This window comes from Serratia sp. ID 25-353 (assembly GCF_054792795.1).
Map to the genome: position 1 here is coordinate 2344009 of NZ_CM139236.1, position 24350 is coordinate 2368358.

The 24350-nt window shown below is 57.9% G+C and carries 25 protein-coding genes and 1 tRNA gene; 15 read left to right on the plus strand and 11 right to left on the minus strand.

What is annotated here, in order from left to right:
• Positions 1 to 7 precede the first annotated feature (7 nt).
• Both ACYF6X_RS11345 and ACYF6X_RS11350 read right to left on the minus strand, forming a co-directional pair.
• Positions 8 to 3088 (minus strand): MexW/MexI family multidrug efflux RND transporter permease subunit, encoded by a 3081-nt coding sequence (locus tag ACYF6X_RS11345; RefSeq protein ID WP_107227740.1) that lies wholly within the window; start codon positions 3086 to 3088, stop codon positions 8 to 10.
• 10 nt (positions 3089 to 3098) lie between these two features.
• Entirely contained in the window at positions 3099 to 4184 is a 1086-nt protein-coding gene (locus ACYF6X_RS11350) for an efflux RND transporter periplasmic adaptor subunit (RefSeq protein ID WP_063989467.1), read from the minus strand.
• A 145-nt stretch (positions 4185 to 4329) separates the two neighbouring features.
• On the opposite strand from ACYF6X_RS11350, the gene soxR reads away from it, so the two are divergent.
• Entirely contained in the window at positions 4330 to 4803 is a 474-nt protein-coding gene (soxR, locus tag ACYF6X_RS11355; protein WP_130017653.1) for a redox-sensitive transcriptional activator SoxR, read from the plus strand.
• Positions 4804 to 4844: 41 nt separating this feature from the next.
• Here the strand turns inward: soxR and ACYF6X_RS11360 are convergent, their stop codons facing one another.
• From ACYF6X_RS11360 to ACYF6X_RS11370, 3 genes are all read right to left on the minus strand, one after another.
• The gene (locus ACYF6X_RS11360; RefSeq protein ID WP_063989465.1) at positions 4845 to 5096 is read right to left on the minus strand and encodes a hypothetical protein; all 252 of its coding nucleotides are present in this window, start codon (positions 5094 to 5096) and stop codon (positions 4845 to 4847) included.
• A 115-nt stretch (positions 5097 to 5211) separates the two neighbouring features.
• Positions 5212 to 5427 carry a hypothetical protein gene (locus ACYF6X_RS11365; RefSeq protein WP_016928277.1) on the minus strand — a complete coding sequence of 72 codons (216 nt, stop codon included), beginning with the start codon at positions 5425 to 5427 and terminating at the stop codon, positions 5212 to 5214.
• A gap of 227 nt (positions 5428 to 5654) precedes the next feature.
• Positions 5655 to 5742, minus strand: a tRNA-Ser gene (locus tag ACYF6X_RS11370).
• Positions 5743 to 5971: 229 nt separating this feature from the next.
• Between ACYF6X_RS11370 and yccA the strand changes: the two genes are divergently transcribed.
• Together yccA and tusE are read left to right on the plus strand one after the other, a co-directional pair.
• Complete coding sequence (gene yccA / locus ACYF6X_RS11375; protein ID WP_004928091.1) at positions 5972 to 6631, plus strand: FtsH protease modulator YccA; 660 nt, start codon at positions 5972 to 5974, stop codon at positions 6629 to 6631.
• 111 nt (positions 6632 to 6742) lie between these two features.
• The gene (gene tusE / locus ACYF6X_RS11380) at positions 6743 to 7072 is read left to right on the plus strand and encodes a sulfurtransferase TusE (RefSeq protein ID WP_130017652.1); all 330 of its coding nucleotides are present in this window, start codon (positions 6743 to 6745) and stop codon (positions 7070 to 7072) included.
• 34 nt (positions 7073 to 7106) lie between these two features.
• Here the strand turns inward: tusE and yccX are convergent, their stop codons facing one another.
• Complete coding sequence (gene yccX, locus ACYF6X_RS11385) at positions 7107 to 7385, minus strand: acylphosphatase (RefSeq protein WP_063989463.1); 279 nt, start codon at positions 7383 to 7385, stop codon at positions 7107 to 7109.
• Positions 7386 to 7476: 91 nt separating this feature from the next.
• On the opposite strand from yccX, the gene rlmI reads away from it, so the two are divergent.
• Both rlmI and hspQ read left to right on the plus strand, forming a co-directional pair.
• Entirely contained in the window at positions 7477 to 8667 is a 1191-nt protein-coding gene (gene rlmI, locus ACYF6X_RS11390; protein ID WP_130017651.1) for a 23S rRNA (cytosine(1962)-C(5))-methyltransferase RlmI, read from the plus strand.
• 60 nt (positions 8668 to 8727) lie between these two features.
• Positions 8728 to 9045: a heat shock protein HspQ gene (gene hspQ, locus ACYF6X_RS11395; protein WP_033637900.1), complete on the plus strand. Its 318-nt coding sequence runs from the start codon at positions 8728 to 8730 to the stop codon at positions 9043 to 9045.
• 57 nt (positions 9046 to 9102) lie between these two features.
• Here hspQ and ACYF6X_RS11400 read toward each other — a convergent pair whose 3' ends face one another.
• Positions 9103 to 9516, minus strand: coding sequence for a CoA-binding protein (locus tag ACYF6X_RS11400; RefSeq protein WP_130017650.1), 414 nt, complete (start codon positions 9514 to 9516; stop codon positions 9103 to 9105).
• A gap of 256 nt (positions 9517 to 9772) precedes the next feature.
• Here ACYF6X_RS11400 and ACYF6X_RS11405 point away from each other — a divergent pair, with 256 nt between their 5' ends.
• Together ACYF6X_RS11405 and ACYF6X_RS11410 are read left to right on the plus strand one after the other, a co-directional pair.
• Positions 9773 to 10438, plus strand: a complete 666-nt coding sequence (locus ACYF6X_RS11405) for a DUF2057 family protein (protein ID WP_063989460.1) — start codon at positions 9773 to 9775, stop codon at positions 10436 to 10438.
• Between the two features lie 122 nt (positions 10439 to 10560).
• Positions 10561 to 11019: a methylglyoxal synthase gene (locus tag ACYF6X_RS11410; protein ID WP_015377363.1), complete on the plus strand. Its 459-nt coding sequence runs from the start codon at positions 10561 to 10563 to the stop codon at positions 11017 to 11019.
• Between the two features lie 33 nt (positions 11020 to 11052).
• On the opposite strand, the gene helD is transcribed toward ACYF6X_RS11410, so the two are convergent.
• Positions 11053 to 13107 (minus strand): DNA helicase IV, encoded by a 2055-nt coding sequence (gene helD / locus ACYF6X_RS11415; protein WP_130017649.1) that lies wholly within the window; start codon positions 13105 to 13107, stop codon positions 11053 to 11055.
• Between the two features lie 166 nt (positions 13108 to 13273).
• Between helD and ACYF6X_RS11420 the strand changes: the two genes are divergently transcribed.
• Together ACYF6X_RS11420 and yccS are read left to right on the plus strand one after the other, a co-directional pair.
• The gene (locus ACYF6X_RS11420) at positions 13274 to 13726 is read left to right on the plus strand and encodes a YccF domain-containing protein (RefSeq protein WP_107227734.1); all 453 of its coding nucleotides are present in this window, start codon (positions 13274 to 13276) and stop codon (positions 13724 to 13726) included.
• Between the two features lie 26 nt (positions 13727 to 13752).
• Positions 13753 to 15888 carry a YccS family putative transporter gene (gene yccS / locus ACYF6X_RS11425; protein ID WP_107227733.1) on the plus strand — a complete coding sequence of 712 codons (2136 nt, stop codon included), beginning with the start codon at positions 13753 to 13755 and terminating at the stop codon, positions 15886 to 15888.
• A gap of 4 nt (positions 15889 to 15892) precedes the next feature.
• Here the strand turns inward: yccS and ACYF6X_RS11430 are convergent, their stop codons facing one another.
• Positions 15893 to 16549, minus strand: coding sequence for a TfoX/Sxy family DNA transformation protein (locus tag ACYF6X_RS11430; RefSeq protein WP_063989456.1), 657 nt, complete (start codon positions 16547 to 16549; stop codon positions 15893 to 15895).
• A 229-nt stretch (positions 16550 to 16778) separates the two neighbouring features.
• Between ACYF6X_RS11430 and sulA the strand changes: the two genes are divergently transcribed.
• Both sulA and ompA read left to right on the plus strand, forming a co-directional pair.
• A complete protein-coding gene (sulA, locus tag ACYF6X_RS11435; RefSeq protein WP_063989455.1) occupies positions 16779 to 17285 on the plus strand; it encodes an SOS-induced cell division inhibitor SulA in 507 nt (168 codons plus the stop codon).
• Positions 17286 to 17641: 356 nt separating this feature from the next.
• Positions 17642 to 18718 (plus strand): porin OmpA, encoded by a 1077-nt coding sequence (ompA, locus tag ACYF6X_RS11440; RefSeq protein ID WP_049296036.1) that lies wholly within the window; start codon positions 17642 to 17644, stop codon positions 18716 to 18718.
• Positions 18719 to 18819: 101 nt separating this feature from the next.
• Here the strand turns inward: ompA and matP are convergent, their stop codons facing one another.
• Positions 18820 to 19278: a macrodomain Ter protein MatP gene (gene matP, locus ACYF6X_RS11445; RefSeq protein WP_063989454.1), complete on the minus strand. Its 459-nt coding sequence runs from the start codon at positions 19276 to 19278 to the stop codon at positions 18820 to 18822.
• 210 nt (positions 19279 to 19488) lie between these two features.
• On the opposite strand from matP, the gene ACYF6X_RS11450 reads away from it, so the two are divergent.
• From ACYF6X_RS11450 to fabF, 4 genes are all read left to right on the plus strand, one after another.
• On the plus strand, positions 19489 to 21237 hold the full coding sequence (locus ACYF6X_RS11450) for an AAA family ATPase (protein WP_074181189.1): 1749 nt from the start codon (positions 19489 to 19491) through the stop codon (positions 21235 to 21237).
• A 68-nt stretch (positions 21238 to 21305) separates the two neighbouring features.
• Positions 21306 to 21824, plus strand: coding sequence for a bifunctional 3-hydroxydecanoyl-ACP dehydratase/trans-2-decenoyl-ACP isomerase (gene fabA / locus ACYF6X_RS11455; protein WP_004928144.1), 519 nt, complete (start codon positions 21306 to 21308; stop codon positions 21822 to 21824).
• Positions 21825 to 22151: 327 nt separating this feature from the next.
• The gene (locus tag ACYF6X_RS11460) at positions 22152 to 22679 is read left to right on the plus strand and encodes a winged helix-turn-helix transcriptional regulator (protein ID WP_063989453.1); all 528 of its coding nucleotides are present in this window, start codon (positions 22152 to 22154) and stop codon (positions 22677 to 22679) included.
• Positions 22676 to 23953, plus strand: a complete 1278-nt coding sequence (gene fabF, locus ACYF6X_RS11465; protein ID WP_130017648.1) for a beta-ketoacyl-ACP synthase II — start codon at positions 22676 to 22678, stop codon at positions 23951 to 23953. Before ACYF6X_RS11460 ends, fabF begins: the two co-directional genes overlap by 4 nt.
• 64 nt (positions 23954 to 24017) lie before the next feature.
• Here fabF and rmf read toward each other — a convergent pair whose 3' ends face one another.
• Positions 24018 to 24188, minus strand: coding sequence for a ribosome modulation factor (gene rmf / locus ACYF6X_RS11470; RefSeq protein ID WP_004928150.1), 171 nt, complete (start codon positions 24186 to 24188; stop codon positions 24018 to 24020).
• Between the last annotated feature and the right edge of the window lie 162 nt (positions 24189 to 24350).

Consider the following 24350-nt stretch of genomic DNA (forward strand, 5'->3'; position numbering starts at 1 on the left):
CGGCGGTTTATTCCGTCAGCGCCTTTTGCGCGGCGGCCAACTCACGCTGCCGGGGCGACGCCACCGCGTGATCGCGCGCCAACAGTGTGTACACCGTCGGCAGCACAAACAGGGTGAACAGCGTGCCCACCAGCATGCCGGACACGATCACCAGCCCCAGGCCGAAGCGGCTGGCAGCCCCGGCGCCGCTGGCGAACAGCAGCGGGATCAAGCCGAACACCATCGCCCCGGTGGTCATCAGCACCGGCCGCAGGCGAATTTGCGCCGCCTGCAAAATCGCGGCGCGCCGCGTCAGCCCCTGATGCATCTGCAGTTCGTTGGCGAACTCCACCATCAGAATACCGTGCTTGCTGATCAGCCCGATCAGGGTCACCAGCCCGACTTGGGTATAGATGTTCATCGTGGCGTAACCCAGCGCCAGCGGCAGCAAGGCGCCGCAGATCGACAGCGGCACGGTGATGAGGATGATCAGCGGATCCTTCAGGCTCTCATACTGCGCCGCCAGCACCAGGTAGATGATCACCAACGCCGCCAGGAACGCGAACGCCAGCGCGCTGCCTTCCTGGGTATATTGGCGCGAATCCCCCTGCCAGTCGTGGCTAAATTCGGCCGGCAGCGCATTGGCCTGCCGTTCGAGGAAGGCCACCGCTTCGCCCATCGAAACGCCGGGTGCGGGAATGGCCTGCAGGGTGGCGGCGTTCTGCTGGTTAAACTGGGTCAGCTTGTTCGGTTCGACCTTAACGGCCACCGACACCACGGTAGAGAGCGGCACCAGCGTATTGTCCTGCGTGCGGACGTACTGCCGCGCCAGCGCCTGCGGCGTCAGCCGCTGTTCGCGCAGGCTCTGCGGGATGACGTCATAGGCGCGCCCGTCCATACCGAAGCGGTTGAGGTAGTTCTCTCCCACCAGCACCGCCAGCGATTCGCCGATGTCACTCATGCGGATCCCCAGGCTGTTGGCCTTGGCGCGATCGATATGCACCTCCGCCAGCGGGTTGTTGTAGTCCAGATCGCTGTCCACCACCATAAACAGGCCGCTGTTTCTGGCGTTCTGCTTCACCTCTTCCAGGGTGCGGTACAGTTGCGGGTAGTCCTGCGGCGTACGCAGCACCATCTGCACCGGCAGTCCACCGGTGGAGCCCGGCAACGCGGGCAGTTGGAAGGCGAAAATGCTGGTGCCTTCGACGTCGTTCACCGCCCGCTGCAGATCGGCCTGCACCGCCGACGCCGAGCGCTGGCGCGCCTGCCACAGCGTCAGGTTGATGCCGCCGATGCCGGACGCCGTGCCGTCGCTGCCGTTGATGATCCAGCGGCTTTCGGTTTCCGGCATGCGGTTGTAAACCTCGTCCAGCTTGTAGGCAAAGCGTTCGACATAGTTCAGGTTGGCATGCTGCGGCGCTTTGATGGCGGTCAGTACGATGGCCTGATCCTCCGTCGGCGCCAGCTCGCGCTGCGGCATCAGGTACAGCAGCGGCAGACTGATCATCACCAGCAGCGCCAGCGCGCCGGTCACCCAACGGTGGTGCAGCGAAAAATCCAGCGCGCGCGCATAGCGCCGCGTCAGGCCACCGAAGAACCACTCGGCGGCGCGCGCCACGCGCCCTTCGCTCTGTTTGGCCGGCAGCAGGAGCGAACTCATTACCGGCGACAACGTCAGCGCCACCACGCCGGACACCACCACCGCGCCGGCCAGCGTCAGCGCGAACTCGCGAAACAGCGCGCCGGTCAGACCGCCCATCAGGCCGATCGGCGCGTAGACCGCCGCCAGCGTCAGGGTCATGGCGATCACCGGCCCCGCCACTTCGCGCGCGCCGATCATCGCCGCCGCCAGCGGCGTTTTCCCTTCTTCGATATGACGATGCACGTTCTCCACCACCACGATGGCGTCGTCCACCACCAGACCGATCGCCAAAACCATCGCCAGCAGCGTCAGCAAGTTGACGCTGAAGCCGAAGGCCAGCATCAGCCCGGCGGCGCCAAGGATCGACAGCGGAATGGTCACCACCGGGATCAGCACGGTGCGCAGCGATCCCAGACACAGGTAGATCACCGCCACCACGATCGCCAGCGCTTCGATCAGGGTGTGCACCACTTCATCAATCGAGGCCTGGATAAAGCGTGCGGTTTCGAACGCCAGCGCCATTTTCACGCCCGGCGGCTGCATCTTGTCGATCGCCGGCATCAGGTGACGAATGCCGTCGACGATCACCAGCGGGTTGCCGGTCGGCGTGGGGAAGACGCCGAGGAACACCGCCGGTTCGCCATCCATCAGCGCGCTGGTTTCCGTGGCCGCCGCGCCCAGCTCGACGGTGCCGACGTCTTTCAGGCGCACCAGGCCGTTGCCGTCGTTGCGCACCACCAGATTGCGAAACTCCTCCACGCTGGTGAGATCGGTATTCACCCGCACGTTGGCAACCACATACTGCCCTTTCACCTTGCCCGGTGCCGCCTGGTAGTTGTTGCGCCGCACCGCGTCGGCCACGTCGGCGGCGGTTAGGCCGCGGCCGGCCAGCCGATCGCTGTCCAGCCACAGGCGCATCGCCATTTTTTGCCCGCCGAACACTTCCACCTTGGCGACGCCATCGATAGTGGTGAACATCGGCTCCACCACCCGCGTCAGGTATTCGCTCAGCGCCGGCGTGGACAGCGTTTTACTGGAAAAGCCGACATAGGCCACGGCGGTAGCTTCACCGGCGGAGCGCTCAATCACCGGATCGTAAGCCTGCTCCGGCAGCTTGTAGCGTACCTGGTTGACCTTGGCCATCACTTCGGTCAACGCCTGGGTCGAATCGCGGTTCAGCGCCATGCGCACCGTCACCACGCTACGCCCCTGTACCGAGGAGGAAGAAAGGTAGTCAACGCCCTCGACGGACGACACCGCCTGAGCGATCGGCTGCGTGACAAAGCCCTGCATTAGCTCGGACGACGCGCCGGGATAGTCGGTACTGATGGTGATGGTGGAGTTTTCCAACAGCGGGTATTGGCGGATCGGGAGTTGGCTGAGCGCCAGCGCGCCGAACAACAGGATCAGGGTGCTGACCACCAGCGCCAGCACCGGCCGGCGCACGAACAGATCGGTAAATGTCATCGGTCTCTCCTCAAGAACCGGCCTGGGCGGCGTTCAGCGTATCCTGCGCCACCGGTTCGGCCGCCATGCCGTCGCTCAGCTTGAGCTGACCCGAGGTCACCACCCGCTCGCCTTCCTGCAGGCCGCTGACGATCTCGACGCGCCCGTCGTTGCGCTCACCCACGGCGACCGAAACGCGTTTGACCGTCATGCCCTTTTCACCCTGCTGCGCCACGAACACGGTATCGCCGTAGGCCGTGTAGGTCAGCGCCGTTTCCGGCACCGTCAACACCGCCACGCGCTGCTGCTGCGTGACGCGAATGCCGGCGTACATGCCGGCCTTCAGCAACCCCTGGCGGTTGGTCAACGTCGCCTGCACCTGCACGGTGCGGGATTTGCCGATCATCGGGTCGATAGCGGTAATGGCGGCGGGGAAAGCGCGATCGGGATACGCCCCAACCTGCACCGACACCGCCTGCCCCAGCGCCAGCCCGGCGCTGCTTTGTTCGTCCAGCGAGAAGTTGACGCGCAGCGTATCGGCGTCCACCAGGTTCGCCACCGCGTCGGCGGCGTTGAGGTATTGCCCTTCATGCACGCGGCGAATGCCGATGGTGCCGGCGAACGGCGCACGGATCGCCTTTTGCGCGATTTTGGCCCGCGTTTCCTGCACCGCACCGAGCGCCATATCCCGTTCGGCCAGCGCATCGTCCAACTGTTGCCGCGCGGTGGCGTTGAGGTTCATCAGCTTGCGCATACGCGCCAACAGCAGATCGGCATTGCGCAATTGCGCCTGCAGGCGCACCAGCTCAGCCTGCTCGACCGCATCGTTGAGCTGCACCAGCAGCTGTCCCTGCCGCACCGTTTGGCCGGATTCAAACAAAATGCGCGTGATGCGCCCGCTGGTCTCCGCTGCCACTGCCACCTGGCTGGCCGCCTCCAGCTCGCCCACGCCGGCATAGCTGCGCGCCGCCTGTTCTCGCACGGCAGGCGCCAGCGCCACTTTCACCGGCGGATAGGCCGGCGCGCCTTCGTTTTGTCGCGCGGTGGAACGCATCGCCACGGCGGCGACGGCGAGCGTCGCCAGCAGCGCGGCAATAATGAGGTATCGTTTCATCATGTAACGGTTTCTTCCTGATTTTACAGCCAAAGTCATCCTTCCCCCGACGCAGCGCAGGCAGGTGACAAGAGATGCCGGTTGCCAAGCCCGGCTGGCTGCACTATAAAACCTCAGGTTAACTTGAGGTCAAGCTGAGGAACCTGGAATGGCAAGAAATGAACCGATTGACACCTATCGGCTATTGACCGTGGGGGAAGTGGCGAAGCGCAGCGGTGTGGCGGTATCCGCGCTGCACTTTTACGAGAGTAAGGGGCTGATTCAGGCAACGCGCAACGCCGGTAACCAGCGCCGCTACACGCCGGTGGTCTTGCGCTACATCGCGGTGATCAAAATCGCGCAAAGCGCGGGCATTCCGCTGGAGGAGATCCGCGCCGCGCTGGGCCGCTTTCCCACCGGCAGCAAGCTGACCTCCGAACAATGGGGGATTTTGTCCTCCGCCTGGCGCAAAACGCTGGATGAGCGCATTCAGCGGCTGACGGTGCTGCGCGACCATCTCGACAGCTGCATCGGCTGCGGCTGCCTGTCGCTCACCGACTGCCCGCTGCGCAACCCAAACGATATTTTGGGCCAACAGGGCGCCGGCGCGCATATTTTCGAACGCCCGACGGAACACCGGTGAACGAAGCAGGTTGCGCACCGGTTCTCCCAGCCCCGAGCCTCTCAGGGATAGATGATATTCAACGTGGCCGAGGTGTTGATTTCCCCCTGCGTGACGCCATCGCGCTGATAAGGGTAATAATAAGCCCCCATGCCGATGATGAAGTGACTGTTCAGGCTGCCGCCGGCGGCGACGTGAAACAGTGAGATGGCGCGATCGGCAGAGCATTCCTGCTGCATATTCTGGCAGCTGATATTCAGCGAGAACGGCGTGTAGCCGGGTTGGTTGTTACTCAGCACCTGCGCCATGCCCATTTTAGGCAATCTAGCCGTCAGGCTGACGTTGAGGGGGGAGTAGAGAGGCAGCGAAGAAACACAATGGGGCGCACTCGTGGCAAACGCGCCCCAGATACCGGTTGGGCAGGGGGAGCTATTTTACCGACATATCCGTACGGACGATGCCGTGATTTTTCATCACCTCTTCCATGGTGAGATTCTCGTCGTACGGCGTATCATCTACCACGACGTCTTGCGGGCGCACATAAGGTTTGGTCGCACGCTTGAACATCCACCACCACACAAACACCAGGAAAGCGCCAGACTTCAGAAAAATCATGGTCCATAAGGCGACTTGATACCAATTCATCTCTGTCTCCATAGAGCATTAAGCGAAATAGATAAGGCGGCGTTGATTATCGCACCGGTCACGTCTGACAACAGCAGGCATCCGAGCGGCCGACCTTGATGAAGGCATAATCTCACCGATACGAGGCCCTTATCAATAGTCGATCGCGTTTCCTGCAAAAGCGCCCCAGTTTCTGCGCACGCAAAAGCAAAAAACCCCGTGCTCAGAGAGCACGGGGTCAGAATGTATGGCGGAGGAGCAGAGATTCGAACTCTGGAACGGTTTCCCGTCGACGGTTTTCAAGACCGTTGCCTTCAGCCACTCGGCCACCCCTCCGCAACGACGCGCACTATAAACAGACCTCATTCGCTTGTAAAGCCCGGACACGTTCAACCGCGCGAAAAATCGGCGAAGGTGCAGCAAACGGCGAACAAACGCACAACCGCAGCGCCTGCTGTTGCAACAATGATAACTAAGGGTAAAGATTGGTAAACAAACTTTAATCAAGCGCTTGCGCTGCCTATTATCGGGATTATTTTGTGATGGCTTGATAAGAGAGAGCATTATGGACCGCATTGTCGTCTCATCTTCTTCGCGCGACTCGCTGCTCAGCACGCATAAAGTCCTGCGCAACACCTATTTCCTGTTATCCCTGACGCTGGCCTTCTCAGCCCTGACCGCAACCGCCAGCACGATGCTGGGTCTACCGGCGCCGGGTTTGTTGCTGATGCTGGTCGGTTTCTATGGCCTGATGTTCCTGACCCATAAACTGGCCAACAGCCCGGCGGGCATTCTGGCGGCGTTCGCGCTGACCGGCTTCATGGGATACGCCCTCGGCCCAATTCTCAGCTCGTTCCTGAACGCCGGCGCGGGCGACCTGATCATGCTGGCGCTGGGCGGCACCGCAGCGGTGTTCTTCTGCTGCTCGGCGTATGTGCTGACCACCCGTAAAGACATGTCGTTCCTGTCCGGCATGATGATGGCCGGTTTTGTGGTACTGCTGGTGGCGGTGATCGCCAACCTGTTCCTGCAGATCCCTGCCCTGCACCTGGCTATCAGCGCGCTGTTCATCCTGTTCTCCGCCGGCGCGATCCTGTGGGAAACCAGCAACATCATTCACGGCGGCGAGACCAACTACATTCGCGCCACCGTTAGCCTGTACGTGTCGCTCTACAACATGTTCATCAGCCTGTTGAGCATTCTGGGCTTCGCCCGCAGTAACTGATTGCACGTTACGCATGCCTTCCTGGCCCCGCTCCGGCGGGGCTTTGTTTTTTGCGGCCGAAAAAATTTGCTAAACTGGCAGCCGTTCCGAATTATCCGTTATCGAGGCAGTATGTTGGAGTTTGAAGGTCAGGTTATCGACACTGACGCGCAAGGCTATTTGAAAAACAGCGCCGACTGGCATGAAGGCCTGGCGTCGCTGCTGGCCGCTCAGGAAGAGATCGTGCTCACCGAAGCACACTGGGAAGTGGTACGCTTCGTGCGCGACTTCTATCAGGAATTTAATACCTCACCGGCTATTCGCATGCTGGTCAAAGCCATGGCGCAGAAATACGGCGAAGAAAAAGGCAACAGTCGCTATCTGTATCGCCTGTTCCCAAAGGGGCCGGCCAAACAAGCCACCAAGATCGCCGGATTGCCGAAACCGGTAAAATGCATCTGACCGCTCCGCCCGCAGCGCCGCGGCAGGCGGGCATTCAATAGCGAATGCCAAACCCGGCGTAATCGGCCACGCCCTGCGGCTCCAGCAGCACGCGTTCGACGCGCGCGCTGCGCGGGCCGCCCTGTTTCAGCCATTCGACCAGCTTGTCCACCTGTGCCTGTGCGCCGCAGGCCACCACCTCGACGCTGCCGTCATCAAGATTGCGCGCATAGCCGGTCACCCCCAGCGCCTCAGCCTGCCGCTGGGTGGAATAGCGGAACCCGACCCCCTGCACCACGCCATACACATACGCAGCTATGCAAACTTGTGTCATAATCGCCCCCTTATTCAGTTTTCGTTATGGCATTGCGTGCCTTTGCACCGCCGTGTCACTCTTTCTATCCTAGCTGGCAGCATTATTAATTATGACCGTACGCCTGTTTCTCGCCAAAGGACGTGAAAAGTCCTTACTCCGTCGCCACCCTTGGGTGTTCTCCGGCGCCGTTCAACGCGTTGAGGGTAAAGCCCTCTCCGGTGAAACCATCGATATTCTCGACAGCCAGGGCAAGTGGCTGGCGCGCGGCGCCTATTCGCCCGAGTCGCAGATCCGCGCACGCGTCTGGACTTTCCAGCAGGATGAAGAGATTAACATCGATTTCTTCATTCGCCGCCTGCAGCAAGCACAAAGCTGGCGCGACTGGATCGCGCAGCGCGACGGTCTGGACGGATACCGTCTGATCGCCGGCGAGTCCGACGGCCTGCCGGGCATCACTATCGATCGCTTCCAGAATTTCCTGGTGCTGCAGTTGCTGTCCGCCGGTGCCGAATACCAGCGCCCGGCCCTGCTTTCCGCTCTGCAGCATTGCTACCCGGAATGTTCGATCTACGATCGCTCCGACGTTGCGGTGCGTAAAAAAGAAGGCTTGCCGCTGGCGCAGGGCCCGGTGCTGGGCGATCTGCCGCCGGAACTGCTGCCTATCACCGAGCACGGCATGAAGCTGCTGGTGGACATTCAGCAAGGGCACAAGACCGGCTTCTACCTCGACCAACGCGACAGTCGCCTGGCGGCGCGGAACTACTCTGCCGGCCGCCGGGTGCTGAACTGCTTCTCCTACACCGGCGCCTTCGCCGTTTCCGCTCTGATGGGCGGCTGCGAGCAAGTGATCAGCGTGGATACCTCACAGGCGGCGCTGGATATCGCCAAACAGAACGTCGAGCTCAACAAGCTGGATCTGAACAAGGCGGAGTTCGTCCGCGATGACGTGTTCCAGCTACTGCGCAACTACCGGGCTCAAGGCGAAAAATTCGATCTGATCATCATGGATCCGCCTAAATTCGTCGAGAACAAGAATCAGCTGGCCAGCGCCTGCCGCGGCTACAAAGACATCAATATGCTGGCGCTGCAGCTGCTGAATCCGGGCGGCATTCTGCTCAGCTTCTCCTGCTCCGGCCTGATGCCGACCGACCTGTTCCAGAAAATTTTGGCCGACGCCGCTGTAGATGCCGGACGTGATGTACAATTTATAGAGCAGTTTCGACAGGCTGCCGATCACCCGGTGATCGCCACATACCCTGAAGGGCTGTATCTGAAAGGATTCGCTTGTCGGGTGATGTAACTTGAAATGCGCTGCCTTGCCCCCATATATGAGCAAGGCATTGTTTCTCAGGAGGTCATCATGATTGCCAGCAAATTCGGTATCGGACAACAGGTTAGGCATAAACTGCTGGGGTATTTAGGCGTCGTGATCGATATCGACCCAGAATACTCTTTAGAACAACCCAAAGCTGACGAGATAGCGGCGAACGATGAACTGCGTTCAGCCCCTTGGTACCACGTGGTGATGGAAGACGAGGAAGGCCAACCGGTACACACCTATCTGGCGGAAGCGCAGCTGGATAGCGAAGCCCAGGAGGCACATCCCGAGCAACCATCGCTGGACGAACTGGCGGAATCCATCCGTCACCAGCTACAGGCGCCACGCTTGCGCAATTGACCGCGCCAAGACCTGAGAAACCCGAGAGGGCCCGGCATCGCGCCTGGCCCTTTTTATTTAGCGCTCCAACCCTAAGCGCGGGATTTCTATTTTCGGGCAGCGATCCATCACTACACGCAACCCGGCCTGTTGCGCCAGCTCTGCCGCCTGATCGTTAATCACCCCTATCTGCAGCCAGAGCGCCTTGGCACCGATTGCTATCGCCTCTTGCGCCACGCCGTAAGCCGCCTCCGAATTGCGAAACACGTCAACCATATCTACCGGCTGTGGGATAGCGGCCAGCGTAGGGTAAACCTGTTGCCCCAGCAGCGTCTGCCCCGCCAGTTTGGGGCTAACCGGGATCACCTGATACCCTTGTGCCAACAGATACGCCATCACCCCATAGCTGGGCCGCGACGGGTTATCGCTGGCGCCCACCAGCGCGATGGTTTTCACCTGCTGCAACAGCTCAACAATCTCTTGATCTTGCATCTTCAACTCCCGTTTATCAGTGCGTCACTCTTCGCTTCGAGTGTAACCGATCGGCATTCGCTCGGTTAAACGCTAATGCGAAGGAAACTTCACCGCAATCTTATGGTCAGAGGCTGTCGCGGTTCAGCTGCGCACGGTCGTGTCTAATCGCGATAAAATATGTAAAAATGTAAACAAAATACCCGCTTGAAAAATTTTGACACAACCTATGCCGTGTTCAACACTTAGAGCTACGTCACTTTATAAGGAGATAATGATGAAATTTGGTCTGGTGGTTGCGGCGTTGCTCAGCATCAGTATGCCTGCCGCGGCTACGACCCTGAAACTCTCCCCGGACATCGACCTGCTGGTGGTCGACGGCAAGAAAATGACAGGTTCGTTGTTAAAAGGTGCCGACAGCCTTGAACTGGATGGCGGGCAGCACCAGTTGCTGTTTAAAGTGACCAAAACCGTACGTGCCGGCCAGCATACACAGGCCTATACGTCCCTGCCGCTGGTTGCCACCTTCAATACGCAAAAGATCAGCCAAGTGGCGATCGAACTCCCACGCATCGAGAACGATCGTGATGCGCAACGCTTTGACAGAACGTTGAATTATCTGGTGGTCGATAAAGACGGCAACGCCCTGCCATTCCGGCATGATGTGCTGCATCCCGACAGCGTCACCTTCAATACCGATTTGGAAAAGGTGATGACCGATTACAACCGCCAGAACCGCCCAGCCTCCGTTCCGACCTTTGTTCAGGTGAACGCAGGCAATCCCTCAGCCCTCGCGTTGGCCGGCACGCCGATAAACGCCCCGACGGTGACGTTGAAAGGTGAAAACGTGTCGGAGCAAATGCTGCAATACTGGTTTCAACAAGCGGACAAGGAAACCCAAAAGCGCTTCCTGCGCTGGGCCAATAAACAGCCGGTTCGCTGATCCTTCCCGGCGTCTTTCCCCGCAAAGGCGCCTTTTCTTCGCATTTTCAGGCGCAAACGCTAGGCAGTGAAAAACAGTTTCAGTAATCTGTCGCACATCCCCGATTAGCGAAGGACACCGAGATGGAATTGACCACCCGCACTATCGCCGCACGCAAACACATTGCGCTGGTAGCGCACGATCACCGCAAACAGGCCCTGTTGGAGTGGGTAGAAAGCCACAAGACCATTCTTGCGCAGCACCAACTGTACGCCACCGGCACGACCGGCAACCTGATCCAGCGCGCCAGCGGCATTCCAGTCACCAGCATGCTGAGCGGCCCGATGGGGGGCGATCAGCAGGTTGGCGCACTGATTGCGGAAGGCAAGATAGACATGCTGATCTTCTTCTGGGATCCGCTGAACGCGGTGCCGCACGATCCGGACGTGAAAGCGCTGCTGCGGCTGGCGACCGTATGGAATATTCCGGTGGCCACCAACCGCTCGACTGCGGACTTTCTGATCGACTCTCCGCTGTTCAAAAGCGAGGTAGAGATCGCTATCCCCGACTATCAGCGCTACCTGCAAGACCGCCTGAAATAGTCCTCGCGGCCTGGCTGCGGCCAGGCCTGATGCCTACGGTTTTTTCTGCACCGGTACGCCAAGATCCTGCAGGTGGTCGACGAACACCGAAGGGCGTTCACGATCCTGCAACAGCCATACCTGATGTTTGGCGCGCGTCAACGCGACATACAATAGACGACGCTCTTCGGCATCCGGGAAATCCTCCGGCGGCGGCAGTAGCACCTCTTCCAACACCGACTCGCGCGCCACGGCGGGGAAACCATCACGCCCTTCATGCAAACCGGCGATGATGACGTATTCCGCCTGCTGCCCCTTGCTGGCGTGGATGGTCATAAACTCCAGATCCAGCTTGGGCCAGCGGGTGGCCGCCTTCGCCAGCGCTTCCGGTTTCAGATGGTGGTAACGCGCCAACACCAGGATGCGCTCATCCGGCTTGGCATAGCCGCTCAGTTTATCCAGTAGGGGCTCCAGCTGCTCGTGCGGCAGGATCGCCACCGACTTTTTATTGCCCTTACTCAGGCTGTTGAGCGGTTTTTTCAGCTGGTGCGGGTTTTGCTGCACGAACCGGTTGGCCACCTCGCCGATACGTTCATTGAAGCGATAAGTGGTGTCCAACGCGCACTGGGCACCTTCGCCGAAGTGGGTGGCAAAAGCCGTGGTTAACGTCAACTCTGCGCCACTGAAGCGATAAATCGCCTGCCAATCATCCCCCACCGCAAACAGGCAGGTCTGCTTGTTTTGCCGACGCAGCGCCGCCAGCAACAGCGCACGCTGCGGCGAGATGTCCTGAAACTCATCGACCAGAATATGTTTCCACGGGCTGACGAAGCGCCCCTTGTCGAGAATGTTGACCGCCTGATGGATAAGGCCGGAGAAGTCCACCGCCCCTTCCTCTTTCAAGGCGCTTTTCCAGGCTTTCAGCAGCGGCGCCATCAGCCGGATGCGTTTCGAAAACAGATCGCGGATGTCTTCATCCGCCTGCTCAATCATTTCCGCCTGGCTGCCGCCATGCATGCGCATCAGCCCCAGCCAGCGTTCCAAGCGGCCCGCCAGCCGATCCGCGAGGCGTTTATCTTGCCAGAAGTCGCCTTCTGGCACTTCCCATTCCAGCTCGTCGGTCAACCATTGACGCCATCCCTTGGCCTGGGCTTTCTTCTCAGCGCACTGTTGGCGCCAATGGGTAATCAGCAACGCTTTGCGCGCGTTGGCATCGGTTTCCAACCGGCTGATGGCCGGGGCTTTGCGGCTGCCCTGTTGAATGATCTGCAGCGCCAATGCATGGAATGTCTTGGCCTGAATACCGACATCGCCCAAACGCGCTTTGATGCGGTCATTCATCTCCCCCGCAGCTTGACGGCCGAACGCCAACAGCAAGATTTGGCCCGGCTCCGCCTCCTGACGGCGCAGCAGCCAACCGGCGCGCGCCACCAGCACCGACGTCTTGCCGCTGCCGGCCCCCGCCAATACCAGGACGGAATCTTCGCCGTTGACGACCGCACGGCTCTGGGAGTCATTGAGCGGTGAGCTCTCGACGGTCTGGAAGAAGTCGTGATGTTGCTCCAGCATGCGATCGGTCCACTGCCGGTTGCGTTGTTCAACGCTGCGATGCCCCTGCTGCAGCCATTGCAGACACAGATGGTAATCAGCCCGGCAGTTATCGAATTCCTCCAGGCGCGCCACCGGCATCGGCAGCGCGGAGAAAGCCTCACGGATTTGCTGCTGCAGCTTGCCCAGCTCAGACTTTTTGAACCATTTATCTTGCTGCTCAATGCGCTGAATCTGTGCCACCTGCTGTTGCAAGACGCCGGCACTGACCTCACTCATTTCGGCGCTCCACTGCTGCCACGCCTGCTGCAGATAGTGATAAAAACGCTGCGTTTCCTGCCATTCGGTGCCGTGCAGTCGCACCACTTTCTCGTCCGGCAATTCAAATTCCAGCTCACCCCAGACGATGCCACGCTTGCACCTGACCTGAATCAGTTGATTGAAGGGGATCAGGTATTCATGTTTTTCCCCGCTCACCTCAACGCCGGCGTGCAGCAACCGCACGCGGTTATAAGGATGCTGAGCCAGGTGTTTCCCCAGCGATGTCGCTTTAAGTTCCATATCGTCGCGCCATGACTATGTTGAGAGTAAATAACGGATATCTGCCAGTTTACCTGCGATAAGCAGTGGCACTCTAGCGCTAAAAAAAGGGTAGAATAGATTTTGCGTTTTTATCGTGAATACGCCCGCATCGCGGTTTGACCATCATTAGAGCAGAATGACGTCTATGCGTACTGTACTGAATATTCTTAATTTTGTGTTGGGCGGTTTCTTCACCACGTTAGGCTGGCTTATTGCTACGGTGTTCAGCGTGCTGCTGGTCGTCACACTGCCGCTCACCCGCTCCTGCTGGGAAATCACCAAGCTGTCGCTGGTGCCGTTCGGCAACGAAGCGATACACGTCGATGAACTGCACCCGGAAAAAAGCAATGCGCTGCTCTCCGCCGGCGGCTCACTGCTCAACATTATCTGGCTGGTGCTGTTCGGCTGGTGGCTGTGCCTGTCACACATCGCCGCCGGCATCGTGCAATGCGTTTCAATCATCGGCATTCCGGTGGGCATCGCCAATTTCAAAATAGCCGCCATCGCGCTGTGGCCGGTGGGGCGCCGTGTCGTCTCGGTAGAAATGGCTCAGCAAGCGCGTATTGAGAATGCTCGCCGCCACTATCATCAGCGTTAATTTTTTCTCCGTTTGAGGAGTTTTTTGTGCGTTCTTTTGCACCCGCAGTACGTCGTTACACCTACAACAGCAATCTGCTGTATCACCTGCGCATCCTTATTGCGCTGATCGGCACCACCGCCGTTCCCTGGTGGCTGGGCATTCCCAAGCTGACCATCCCGCTAACGCTGGGCGTCGTGGCAGCGGCCCTGACCGATTTGGATGATCGCCTGGCCGGCAGGTTACGCAACCTGCTGATCACGTTGGTGTGCTTCTTTGTCGCCTCCGCTTCAATCGAGCTACTGTTCCCCTACCCCTGGTTGTTCGCCCTTGGCTTAACCACGTCGACCTGCGGTTTTATCCTTCTGGGCGCCTTGGGGCAACGTTACGCCACCATCGCCTTCGGCGCGCTGTTGATCGCGGTTTACACCATGCTCGGCACTGCTATGTACGATGCCTGGTATCAGCAACCGCTGCTGCTGGTGATCGGTGCTCTGTGGTACAACCTGCTGACGCTGGCGGGCCACCTGCTGTTCCCTATCCGGCCACTGCAAGAGAACCTGGCGCGCTGCTACGATCAGTTGGCCAACTATCTGGATGCCAAAGCCAATCTGTTCGATCCCGACGCCGAACGCGACGCCGACCTGCCATGGATGGATGTCGCGATGGCCAACAGCGCGTTGGTCGCGTTGCTTAACCAGACCAAAGCCTCGCTGCTGACGCGCCTGAAAGGCGATCGCGGCCAGCGCGGCACCCGCCGCACCTTGCACTACTATTTTGTCGCGCAGGATATCCACGAACGCGCCAGCTCTTCCCACGTTCAGTATCACGCGCTCAGCCGACAATTCCGTCACAGCGATATTTTATTCCGCTTCCAGCGTTTGCTGAGCATGCAGGCGCGCGCCTGCCGCCAACTGGCACAATCGATCCTGCTGCGGCAAAAATACCAGCACAATCCGCGTTTTGAGCCGGCCTTCAGCCGCATTCAGGAAGCCTTGGCACGCATCGCCGAAACCCAGGGCAATTCAGAGCAAACCAAGGCGCTGGCGCACCTGCTGAAAAACCTGCATGCGATCGATGCGCAGCTGGCCAATATCGAGTCAGAGCAGACGCTGGCCAGCGGGCAGGCAGAAGAGAACAGCCTGGCCGACGATCGCTTAACCGGCTGGAGCGATATCCGGCTGCGTATCAGCCGCCATTTGACGCCGCAGTCGGCCCTGTTCCGCCACGCGATCCGCATGTCGGCGGTGCTGTGCGTGGGTTACGCCTTCATCCAGTTCACCGGCATGCAGCACGGTTACTGGATCCTGTTGACCAGCCTGTTCGTCTGTCAACCGAACTACAACGCTACCCGCCGGCGCCTGGCGCTGCGCATCATCGGCACCCTGGCCGGTATCCTGATCGGCCTGCCAATCCTCTATTTCGTGCCTTCACTGGAAGGGCAACTGGTGTTGATCGTCATCACCGGTGTCCTGTTCTTCGCTTTTCGCACCGTACAGTATGCCCATGCAACGATGTTCATCACGCTGCTTGTGTTGCTGTGCTTTAACCTGTTGGGTGAGGGATTCGAAGTGGCTGCACCACGCGTTTACGATACCTTGTTGGGTTGCGCCATCGCCTGGGCGGCGGTCAGCTTTATCTGGCCAGACTGGAAGTTCCGCCAACTGCCGGCGGTGGTGGATAAAACGCTGAATGCCAACTGCCGTTATCTGGACGCCATTCTGGTGCAATACCACCAGGGTAAGGATAACGGCCTCGCCTACCGCATTGCGCGGCGAGATGCCCACAACAGCGATGCCGAACTGGCTTCGGTCATCTCCAACATGTCCGCCGATCCCAAGGCCGACAAGGAATTACAGGAAGCCGCCTTCCGCCTGCTCTGCCTAAACCACACTCTCCTGAGTTATATCTCGGCGTTAGGGGCACACCGCGAGCGGCTGAATACCCCTGCCACACTCGATCTGCTCAATGATGCCGTGTGTTACGTGGACGGCGCCTTGCATCAGGAAGAACGGAACAGCCAGCGCATTGCGAAAGCGCTGGAACAGCTGGCGGAGCGCATTCGCAGAGCCGTTCCGGAACCTGAAAGCAAAGAACAGTTGGTCTTGCAGCAGGTGGGATTAATGCTCGAACTGCTGCCGGAGCTCACCGAACTCCACACTCAAATCAATAAGGCAACCTAATTATTCAGGGCCCACTCAATGGGCCCTGAACCACTGGCTCATGCCCATGGCGGCGCATCGCCATCGTATGATCGAACCAGCGCACCAGTTCGTTGCGCAATTCGGTCGGCAATGCCGCCTGATGATAACCGGCTATCGCGCCGCCCAGTGACAGCAGCACGCGCAGACCCAGATTGGTCTGCTGTTGCAGCAGGCGGAGATAGCTGCGTTTAGCGCCATGCAGCCGCAGGTCATAGGCGTTGCGGATCCCCGCTCGCCACAGCAAGCGTTCCATGTTGACATCTATGTTCGGCAACGCCTTCAATCTGCCGTGATCGCCGGCCTTGACCTGCTGCTCTCGGCGCGCTTCCCTGATGGCCTGCCAGGCCAGCCCCACCAACTCGTTGCGTTCCCGCCACAGCGACTCGTCAACCCAGTAATAACGCAAGGTGATGGGCGCTCCGCGCTTGGAATAGACCATATTGACCATCCCTCTGGCGCGAAAGGCCGGTTCCATGCTCGCCGTAGCTCGCAAGTACAATTCACCTTCCGCTACCACTGCAAACATGACCCCCTCGGCCAGCAGCCCATAGCCGCCAAACTGTGACCGCGTGGTGATGGCGCCCAGCGCCGCGAAGCAATTTTTAGCCTGCGCGATCCTCCGCGTCGACATCCTTTTCATAGCATTTCTCCTTTTTAGGTTCCGGTCGTATTATTTCTCTTATCAATGAAAAGAGTAACGTGAACAACTAATTAGGAAAATACGCACTATCTGCCCACATGCCAATCACAAAAAACACCGGTACAAAAAATGATCGCAATTATGCGAGCCGCTACGAAAATTTGGGTTGATCTTATCCGAAATCAGGGATACTGTATAAACATACAGTAACACGACGGGCGGGAACTTTATGCGTACTCAATCACTCTACCAACCTCATTTTAGCCATGGCTCTTTTACCGCAAACAGCGTTGCGAAGAATACGAATGTCGGCAAAGAGAATGGCTTGATCAGTGAACTTGTTTACAACGAGCGCCAGCCCGCAGTGGCTCAACTGCTGTTGCCCCTGCTGCAGCAACTGGGCAAGCAGTCTCGCTGGCTGCTGTGGCTGACACCGCAGCAAAAGTTAAGCAAGCAATGGCTACAGCAGTCCGGCCTGCCGGTGGATAAAATGGTGCAGTTGAGCCAAATCAGCCCGGTGAATACGGTTGAGGCAATGGAAAAAGCGCTGCAAACGGGGAACTATAGCGTGGTTCTCGGCTGGTTGCCCGAACTAACGGAGGAGGATCGTCTAAAATTAAGACGTGCGGCAGAATTGGGTAATGCCTACGGGTTTATCATGCGTCCTCAACGTGACATTGACCCGACTCACGGACAGTGTTCCACCCTAAAAATTCACTCTTCTTTGTATCATTAAGTAAATTTAGGATTTTTCCCATCATTTTCGCACTCGATAAGCGGAACCTTTGCGGGGGAAGGCAAAAAGCGAGTCCGGCTGCGGTTTGGCAAGCAAAAACGCCCAATGAACCGCCGATTTTTTAAGCTAAGAATGTTAGCAAATATGTACGATTCCGCGTTTTTTTTTAGAGCCTTATCACATCACACTTGTAACTTTCGCGCCACGTTGTAGACTTTACATCGCCAAGGTTGCTCTATAACGTCAGAAAAACTGGCGAGTAACAAACGAGGGCTTAAACCTTGGCGAAGGAATTTAACCAAGGGCTTAAACAGCTTTAAAGCTCATTGCCTATTTGGATGATAACGAGGCGCAAAATGAAAAAGACAGCTATCGCATTAGCAGTGGCACTGGCAGGTTTCGCTACCGTAGCGCAAGCCGCTCCAAAAGATAACACTTGGTACACCGGTGCTAAACTGGGCTGGTCCCAGTACCACGACACTGGTTTCTACGGTAACGGTTACCAGAACGGTATCGGCAACGGCCCAACCCACAAAGATCAGCTGGGTGCTGGCGCGTTCTTGGGCTACCAGGCAAACCAATACCTGGGCTTCGAACTGGGCTATGATTGGCTCGGCCGCATGCCTTACAAAGGCAGCGTGAACAACGGTGCTTTCAAAGCGCAGGGCGTTCAACTGGCCGCTAAACTGAGCTACCCAATTGCTGACGATCTGGACATCTACACTCGTCTGGGTGGTATGGTATGGCGTGCAGACTCCAAAGCTAACTACGGCAACGGCACTCGCCTGAGCGACCACGACACCGGCGTTTCTCCGCTGGCTGCTGTTGGTGTTGAATACGCACTGACCAAAAACTGGGCTACCCGCCTGGATTACCAGTTCGTAAGCAACATCGGTGACGCAGGTACCGTTGGCGCACGTCCAGACAACACCATGCTGAGCCTGGGCGTTTCTTACCGCTTCGGTCAGGATGACGTAGTTGCACCAGCACCAGCTCCGGCTCCGGCTCCAGTTGTTGAAACCAAGCGTTTCACTCTGAAGTCTGACGTGCTGTTCAACTTCAACAAGTCTACTCTGAAAGCAGAAGGCCAGCAGGCTCTGGATCAGCTGTACACCCAGCTGAGCTCCATGGATCCTAAAGACGGTTCTGTAGTGGTTCTGGGTTACACCGACGCCGTTGGTTCTGACCAGTACAACCAGAAACTGTCCGAACAGCGTGCACAGAGCGTTGTTGACTACCTGGTCTCCAAAGGCATCCCGTCAGACAAAATCTCTGCACGTGGTATGGGTGAAGCAGATGCAGTTACTGGCAACACCTGTGGCTACAAATCTGGCCGCGCTACCAAAGCTCAGATCGCTTGCCTGGCACCAGATCGTCGCGTAGAGATCGAAGTTAAAGGTATCAAAGACGTTGTAACTCAGCCTCAGGGCTAAGTTTACTCGCCTAATAAAAAACCCCGCTATGCGGGGTTTTTTTTCGTCCTCTTGTTGCCATAACATTCAAAGCCAAGCACCACTAAGGCGTTCTCACGCACTTACTCGGAATCTTTGCCAAGAATCGCCTTCAAGTCTTCTTTCAACGATGACATCTGGTTCGCATACTTTTCTTTGCGTTCAGCGTCTTCAATAAGCTGCACGACGGTTTCCGACAGCGTGACGCCGCGGCGACGCGCCAGGGCAGCCAATCGTTGCCAAACCAAAAATTCCAGATCGATAGATTTTTTACGCGTATGCTGATGTTCTGCGTTAAAATGACGTTTACGGCGGGCGCGGATCGTTTGTTTCATCCGGTTATCCAGTTCCGGATTCATATGAGCGGCAATCCATGCAAGTACCTTTACCGGCTCATTTTCCAGCTTCAGCAGCTCGTTAACCGCCTCCTGAGCAGCGCTGTTTTCAATGTAGCGGGTAATGAGTTCCCCTTCCCGGTGCTTCTTCACCAGGTACTTCCATTTCCAACCGCTCTCCAGATTTTCCAGTTGCTGATATTTCATCTTGAGCTCTTCAGTGACCGCGTAACTTCAAATAAGCATAACAGCTTTACGCCGAATTTCCCCGGCAATTAAGCCGTCTTTTAGACTGTTTTTTGCACAGTCACCGCGCGATGTCAAACTCCCTGATGCCAACTGGCACTCCGCATGTATCAAGCAGCCGTTATTCTTGTATAATCGCCCTTTCCCTTTTTAACGATTGCATCTAACACTTTGACCAATAACCGACTTGAATGGCAATCTTTATTGCCGGACGTAACGCCTTATCAGGCGATATTTGATACCGCCGCTCAGTTGGCACCCGTGCCCTTTTCCGCCATTCAGCCTCGGCTGGAAAATGCCCTGACGCTATTTTGCCACCCTCAATCACCACCGCGTTTCATGCTGTTGAAAGCGCAAGAAACGCGAGAGTATCTGGAACTGATCGCTCACGCCGTCAAACCACTGCTGCCGAAAAATACGGCATACTGCGGCAGCCACTATGTCATTCAGGATGGCAAGGTCAGCGTAGAACCGGCCAGCCGTGGCGATGAACCTTTTGCCGCCGGCGGCGCTTGCCTGTTCCAGGAGTGGATCGAACCGGAACAGCTGTTTGGCTGCGTACGGATCCACAATGGCGACATTACCCTGCAGCCGGGTCTGGTGCACCAGGCCAACGGCGGCATTCTGATTCTGTCGGCACGTGCGCTGCTGGCTCAGCCGTTACTGTGGCTGCGGCTGAAACAGATGATCGGCCAGCGTCAGTTCCATTGGGTTTCGCCAGACGAAACCCGCCCGCTGCCGGTAGCCATTCCACCGATGCCGCTGGACCTGCGGCTGATCGTGGTCGGCGACCGTCACGGCCTGGCTGATTTTCACGATATCGAGCCGGAACTGAGTGAACAAGCGATCTACGGTGAATTCGAAGACGACCTGCAGCTGACTGAAATTGATGATATGGCGCAGTGGTGTGGCTACGTCAACGGCGTGATTGCCGACCTGCAGTTGCCGATGCTGGCGACCGACGCCTGGCCGCCGCTGATCGTCCAGGCGGTACGTTACAGTGGCGACCAGGGCATCCTGCCACTCTCGCCGGTTTGGCTTGGCCAGCAGCTGTCCGAAGCCGCACTGTATGCCGAAGAGGATCGCATTACGGCCAAAGCGTTCGAAGCGGCGTTAAATGCCCGCGAATGGCGTGAAAGCTATCTGGCCGAGCGTATGCAGGATGAGATCGAGCTGGGTCAGATTCTGATTGAGACCGAGGGTGAAGTGATCGGACAGATCAACGGTCTGTCAGTCCTGGATTATCCCGGCCATCCACGCAGCTTTGGCGAACCGTCACGTATCAGTTGCGTTGTGCATCTCGGCGACGGCGAGTTCACCGACGTCGAGCGCAAAGCCGAACTGGGCGGCAACCTGCACGCTAAAGGCATGATGATCATGCAGGCGTTTCTGATCGCCGAACTGGACCTTGATCAACAACTGCCCTTCTCCGCTTCCATCGTCTTTGAGCAATCTTATGGTGAAGTGGACGGTGACAGCGCCTCGCTGGCTGAGCTGTGTGCATTGGTCAGCGCCCTGTCACTGCAACCGATCACCCAGCAGATCGCCGTCACCGGCTCCGTCGACCAATTCGGCAACGTACAGCCGATAGGTGGCGTTAACGAAAAAATCGAAGGGTTCTTCGAGGTTTGTGTACGCCGCGGCCTGACGGGTAAACAGGGCGTCGTACTGCCCATGACCAACGTGCGCCACCTGTGCCTGCGTCAGGATGTCGTTGACGCGGTACGCGAGGGGCAATTCCATCTGTGGGCGGTAGAGAGCGCGGCGGACGCCTTGCCTTTGCTCACAGGTTGCCTCTACTCTGACGAACAACAGCCGAATTTGCTGGCGGCCATACAGGAACGGATTGCGCAGGTGAGCCTGCAAGAACGCCGTCGTCCGTGGCCGCTGCGCTGGCTCAACTGGTTTAACCACGGCTGATCGGACTTGTTCAGCGTACACGTGTTAGCTAACCTGCGTCCTTCATTAAAATAAGGCTTACTGAGAACATGGTAGATAAACGCGATTCCTATACGAAAGAAGACCTCGAAGCATCCGGCCGTGGCGAGCTGTTCGGCGCCGGTGGCCCACCGTTGCCGGCAGGTAACATGTTGATGATGGACCGCGTGGTCAAGATGACTGAAGACGGCGGGACTCACAACAAAGGTTATGTGGAAGCGGAGCTGGATATTAATCCGGACCTATGGTTCTTCGGTTGCCACTTTATCGGCGATCCGGTCATGCCAGGCTGCCTGGGCCTGGATGCGATGTGGCAGTTGGTCGGTTTCTACCTCGGTTGGCTGGGTGGCGAAGGCAAAGGTCGCGCGCTGGGCGTCGGTGAAGTCAAGTTTACCGGCCAGGTGCTGCCAACCGCGAAGAAAGTGACCTACCGCATTAACTTCAAACGCGTCATCACCCGCAAGCTGATCATGGGCGTCGCCGATGGCGAAGTGCTGGTTGATGGTGAAGTGATCTATACTGCCACCGACCTGAAAGTGGGCTTGTTCAAGGATACTACAGCGTTCTAATCACGCTGACGAGAAGGCGGCCACCGTCTTCTTTTCCAACGTTCGGCGCATGCCGTCACGCTATCGTGGCGGCATTTCTTTCTCTTATCGTTTAAAGACCATTCATCACCTTTAATCGCCCGCTATCGCAACGCCTTTTCCCTCCTTTCTCTGCCCTATGCTTATCCGAAACGACCAAAGCTACAGGCTCGTTGAGCGAAGGCTCCTTCCTGCAGCCAACTATCGACGCGATAGCGGTTTTTTGCATCCGGTTATTTTCTTGCCCCTCAAAATCACCTAGTATAGTCATGCATGTAACTACAATAAATGTATCCACAAAGAGGCGATATGCAAAAAACTCGCTTTAGCGATGCACCATGCCCCGTCGCGCGTTCATTAGATCGCGTCGGAGAATGGTGGAGCATCCTGATCCTGCGTGATGCCTTTCAGGGATTATCCAAATTCGACGAATTCCAACAAAGTCTGGGGATGTCGCCGACGCTCCTGGCCCGACGCCTGAAGGATTTAGTGGCCCACGGCATTCTGCATAAGCAACGTTATCAAACGCGGCCGGTCCGCTATCAGTATCTGCTCACCGAACGCGGCAACGATTTTCTCCCCGTGCTGGCCGCTCTCTCACAATGGGGCAATCGTCATTTGATCGACGGTGACATTAGCGCCTTGTTAGTCGACGGCCGCACCGATCGGCCGATCCAGGTCCAGTTGGTCAATGTCGATACCCAACAGCAGGTGCCGCCGCAGTTTGTCATATTGGCACCAGGGCCTGCGGCAAATGACGGCATACGTCAACGCGCCGAACTGATGCGTCAGCGGCGCCTCGCCGATTTATCCGAACTTACCAAGGAGCAGTCATGAGCAATCGCCGTATCGTTATTACCGGCATGGGCGCCGTTTCACCGTTAGGGTGCGGCGTGGAGAGTATCTGGCAACGTTTATTAACAGGAGAGTCCGGCATTCGGGCTTTACCTGACGAGATCGTTGCAGATTTGCCGGTCAAGGTCGGAGGCCAGGTCCCGGAGCTGGCGCAAGATACTGAAGCGGGATTCAACCCCGATGCTTCAGTCGCCCCCAAGGATCAAAAGAAAATGGATCGCTTTATCCTGTTTGCCATGGCAGCGGCGGATGAAGCCGTTCGTCAGGCCGGCTGGATCGCCGATACGGAGGAAAAGCAAGAGCGCACCGCCACTGTCATCGCCTCGGGTATTGGCGGCTTTCCGGCGATTGCCCAGGCGGTACGCATTACCGACAGCCGCGGCGCCAAACGCCTGTCGCCATTCACCATCCCCTCTTTCCTGGTCAATCTGGCGGCCGGTCACGTTTCCATCAAACATCACTTCAAAGGCCCGATTGGCGCACCGGTCACCGCCTGTGCGGCCGGCGTGCAGGCTATCGGCGACGCAGTGCGACTGCTCCGCAATGATGAGGCCGATATCGCGCTATGCGGCGGTACCGAAGCCGCTATCGACACCGTAAGCCTGGGCGGATTCGCCGCCGCACGCGCCATGTCCACCGCACCGGCCGAGTTGGCGCGACAGGCCTCTCGGCCTTTCGACAGCGCCCGGAACGGATTTGTCATGGGGGAAGGCGCCGGCATGCTGGTGATTGAAACGCTGGAGCATGCGCAGGCGCGCGGCGCCACGCCGCTCGCGGAAATCGTCGGCTATGGCACCAGCGCCGACGCCTACCACATGACATCCGGTGCTGAAGACGGCAACGGCGCCTATCGGGCGATGAAAATTGCGTTGAAGCAGGCGAACGTCGCCCCCGAGGAAGTTCAGCATTTAAACGCGCACGCGACTTCGACACCCGTAGGCGATTTAGGCGAAATCAATGCCATCAAGCACCTGTTTGGCACCGCCGGGACTGTCGCCGTGACCTCGACGAAATCAGCGACCGGGCACCTGCTGGGCGCCGCCGGCGGGTTGGAAACCATCTTTACCGCTTTGGCTCTGCGCGATCAGATAGCCCCTGCAACGCTAAATCTGGATAACCCCGATCCGGCGGCGGCAGGCTTGCATCTGGTCGCGAAACAGGCGGAATCGATGAATATGACCTACGCCTTATCAAACGGCTTCGGCTTTGGCGGCGTGAATGCGAGTATTTTGTTGAAGCGCTGGCAGGATAAATAAACGCCTGAAACAAAAACCTCCGCCAAAGGGCGGAGGTTATTCCTTTTATTTGACAGGGAGCCGCTTAAGCGGTCACAGCCCTGTCTTCCATGGCTTCTCGCCAACCTCCCAGCCATTGAGACCGGGCGTCCACCGATGATTGGTAGGGACAATGTTCCCTGGAACGCCCTAAAATACCTGCCTGATACCCTCTCGAATGCGCCCTTTCCAGACGATCGCGTTTCTGTCTCTTCATGCCTCGTTTCCCTCATTTTGGTCTGGTGGAAAGAAAACAATGGCTGCTTTTTGCGCAGCCACGAGTAATCAATAGCGCTAAAAGAAGAGAAGATCAATGCGCAAAATTCACGCCAATGTCATATTTGTGAGCTACGCCCGAGGAAAGTGCTAAGTGGCTGAT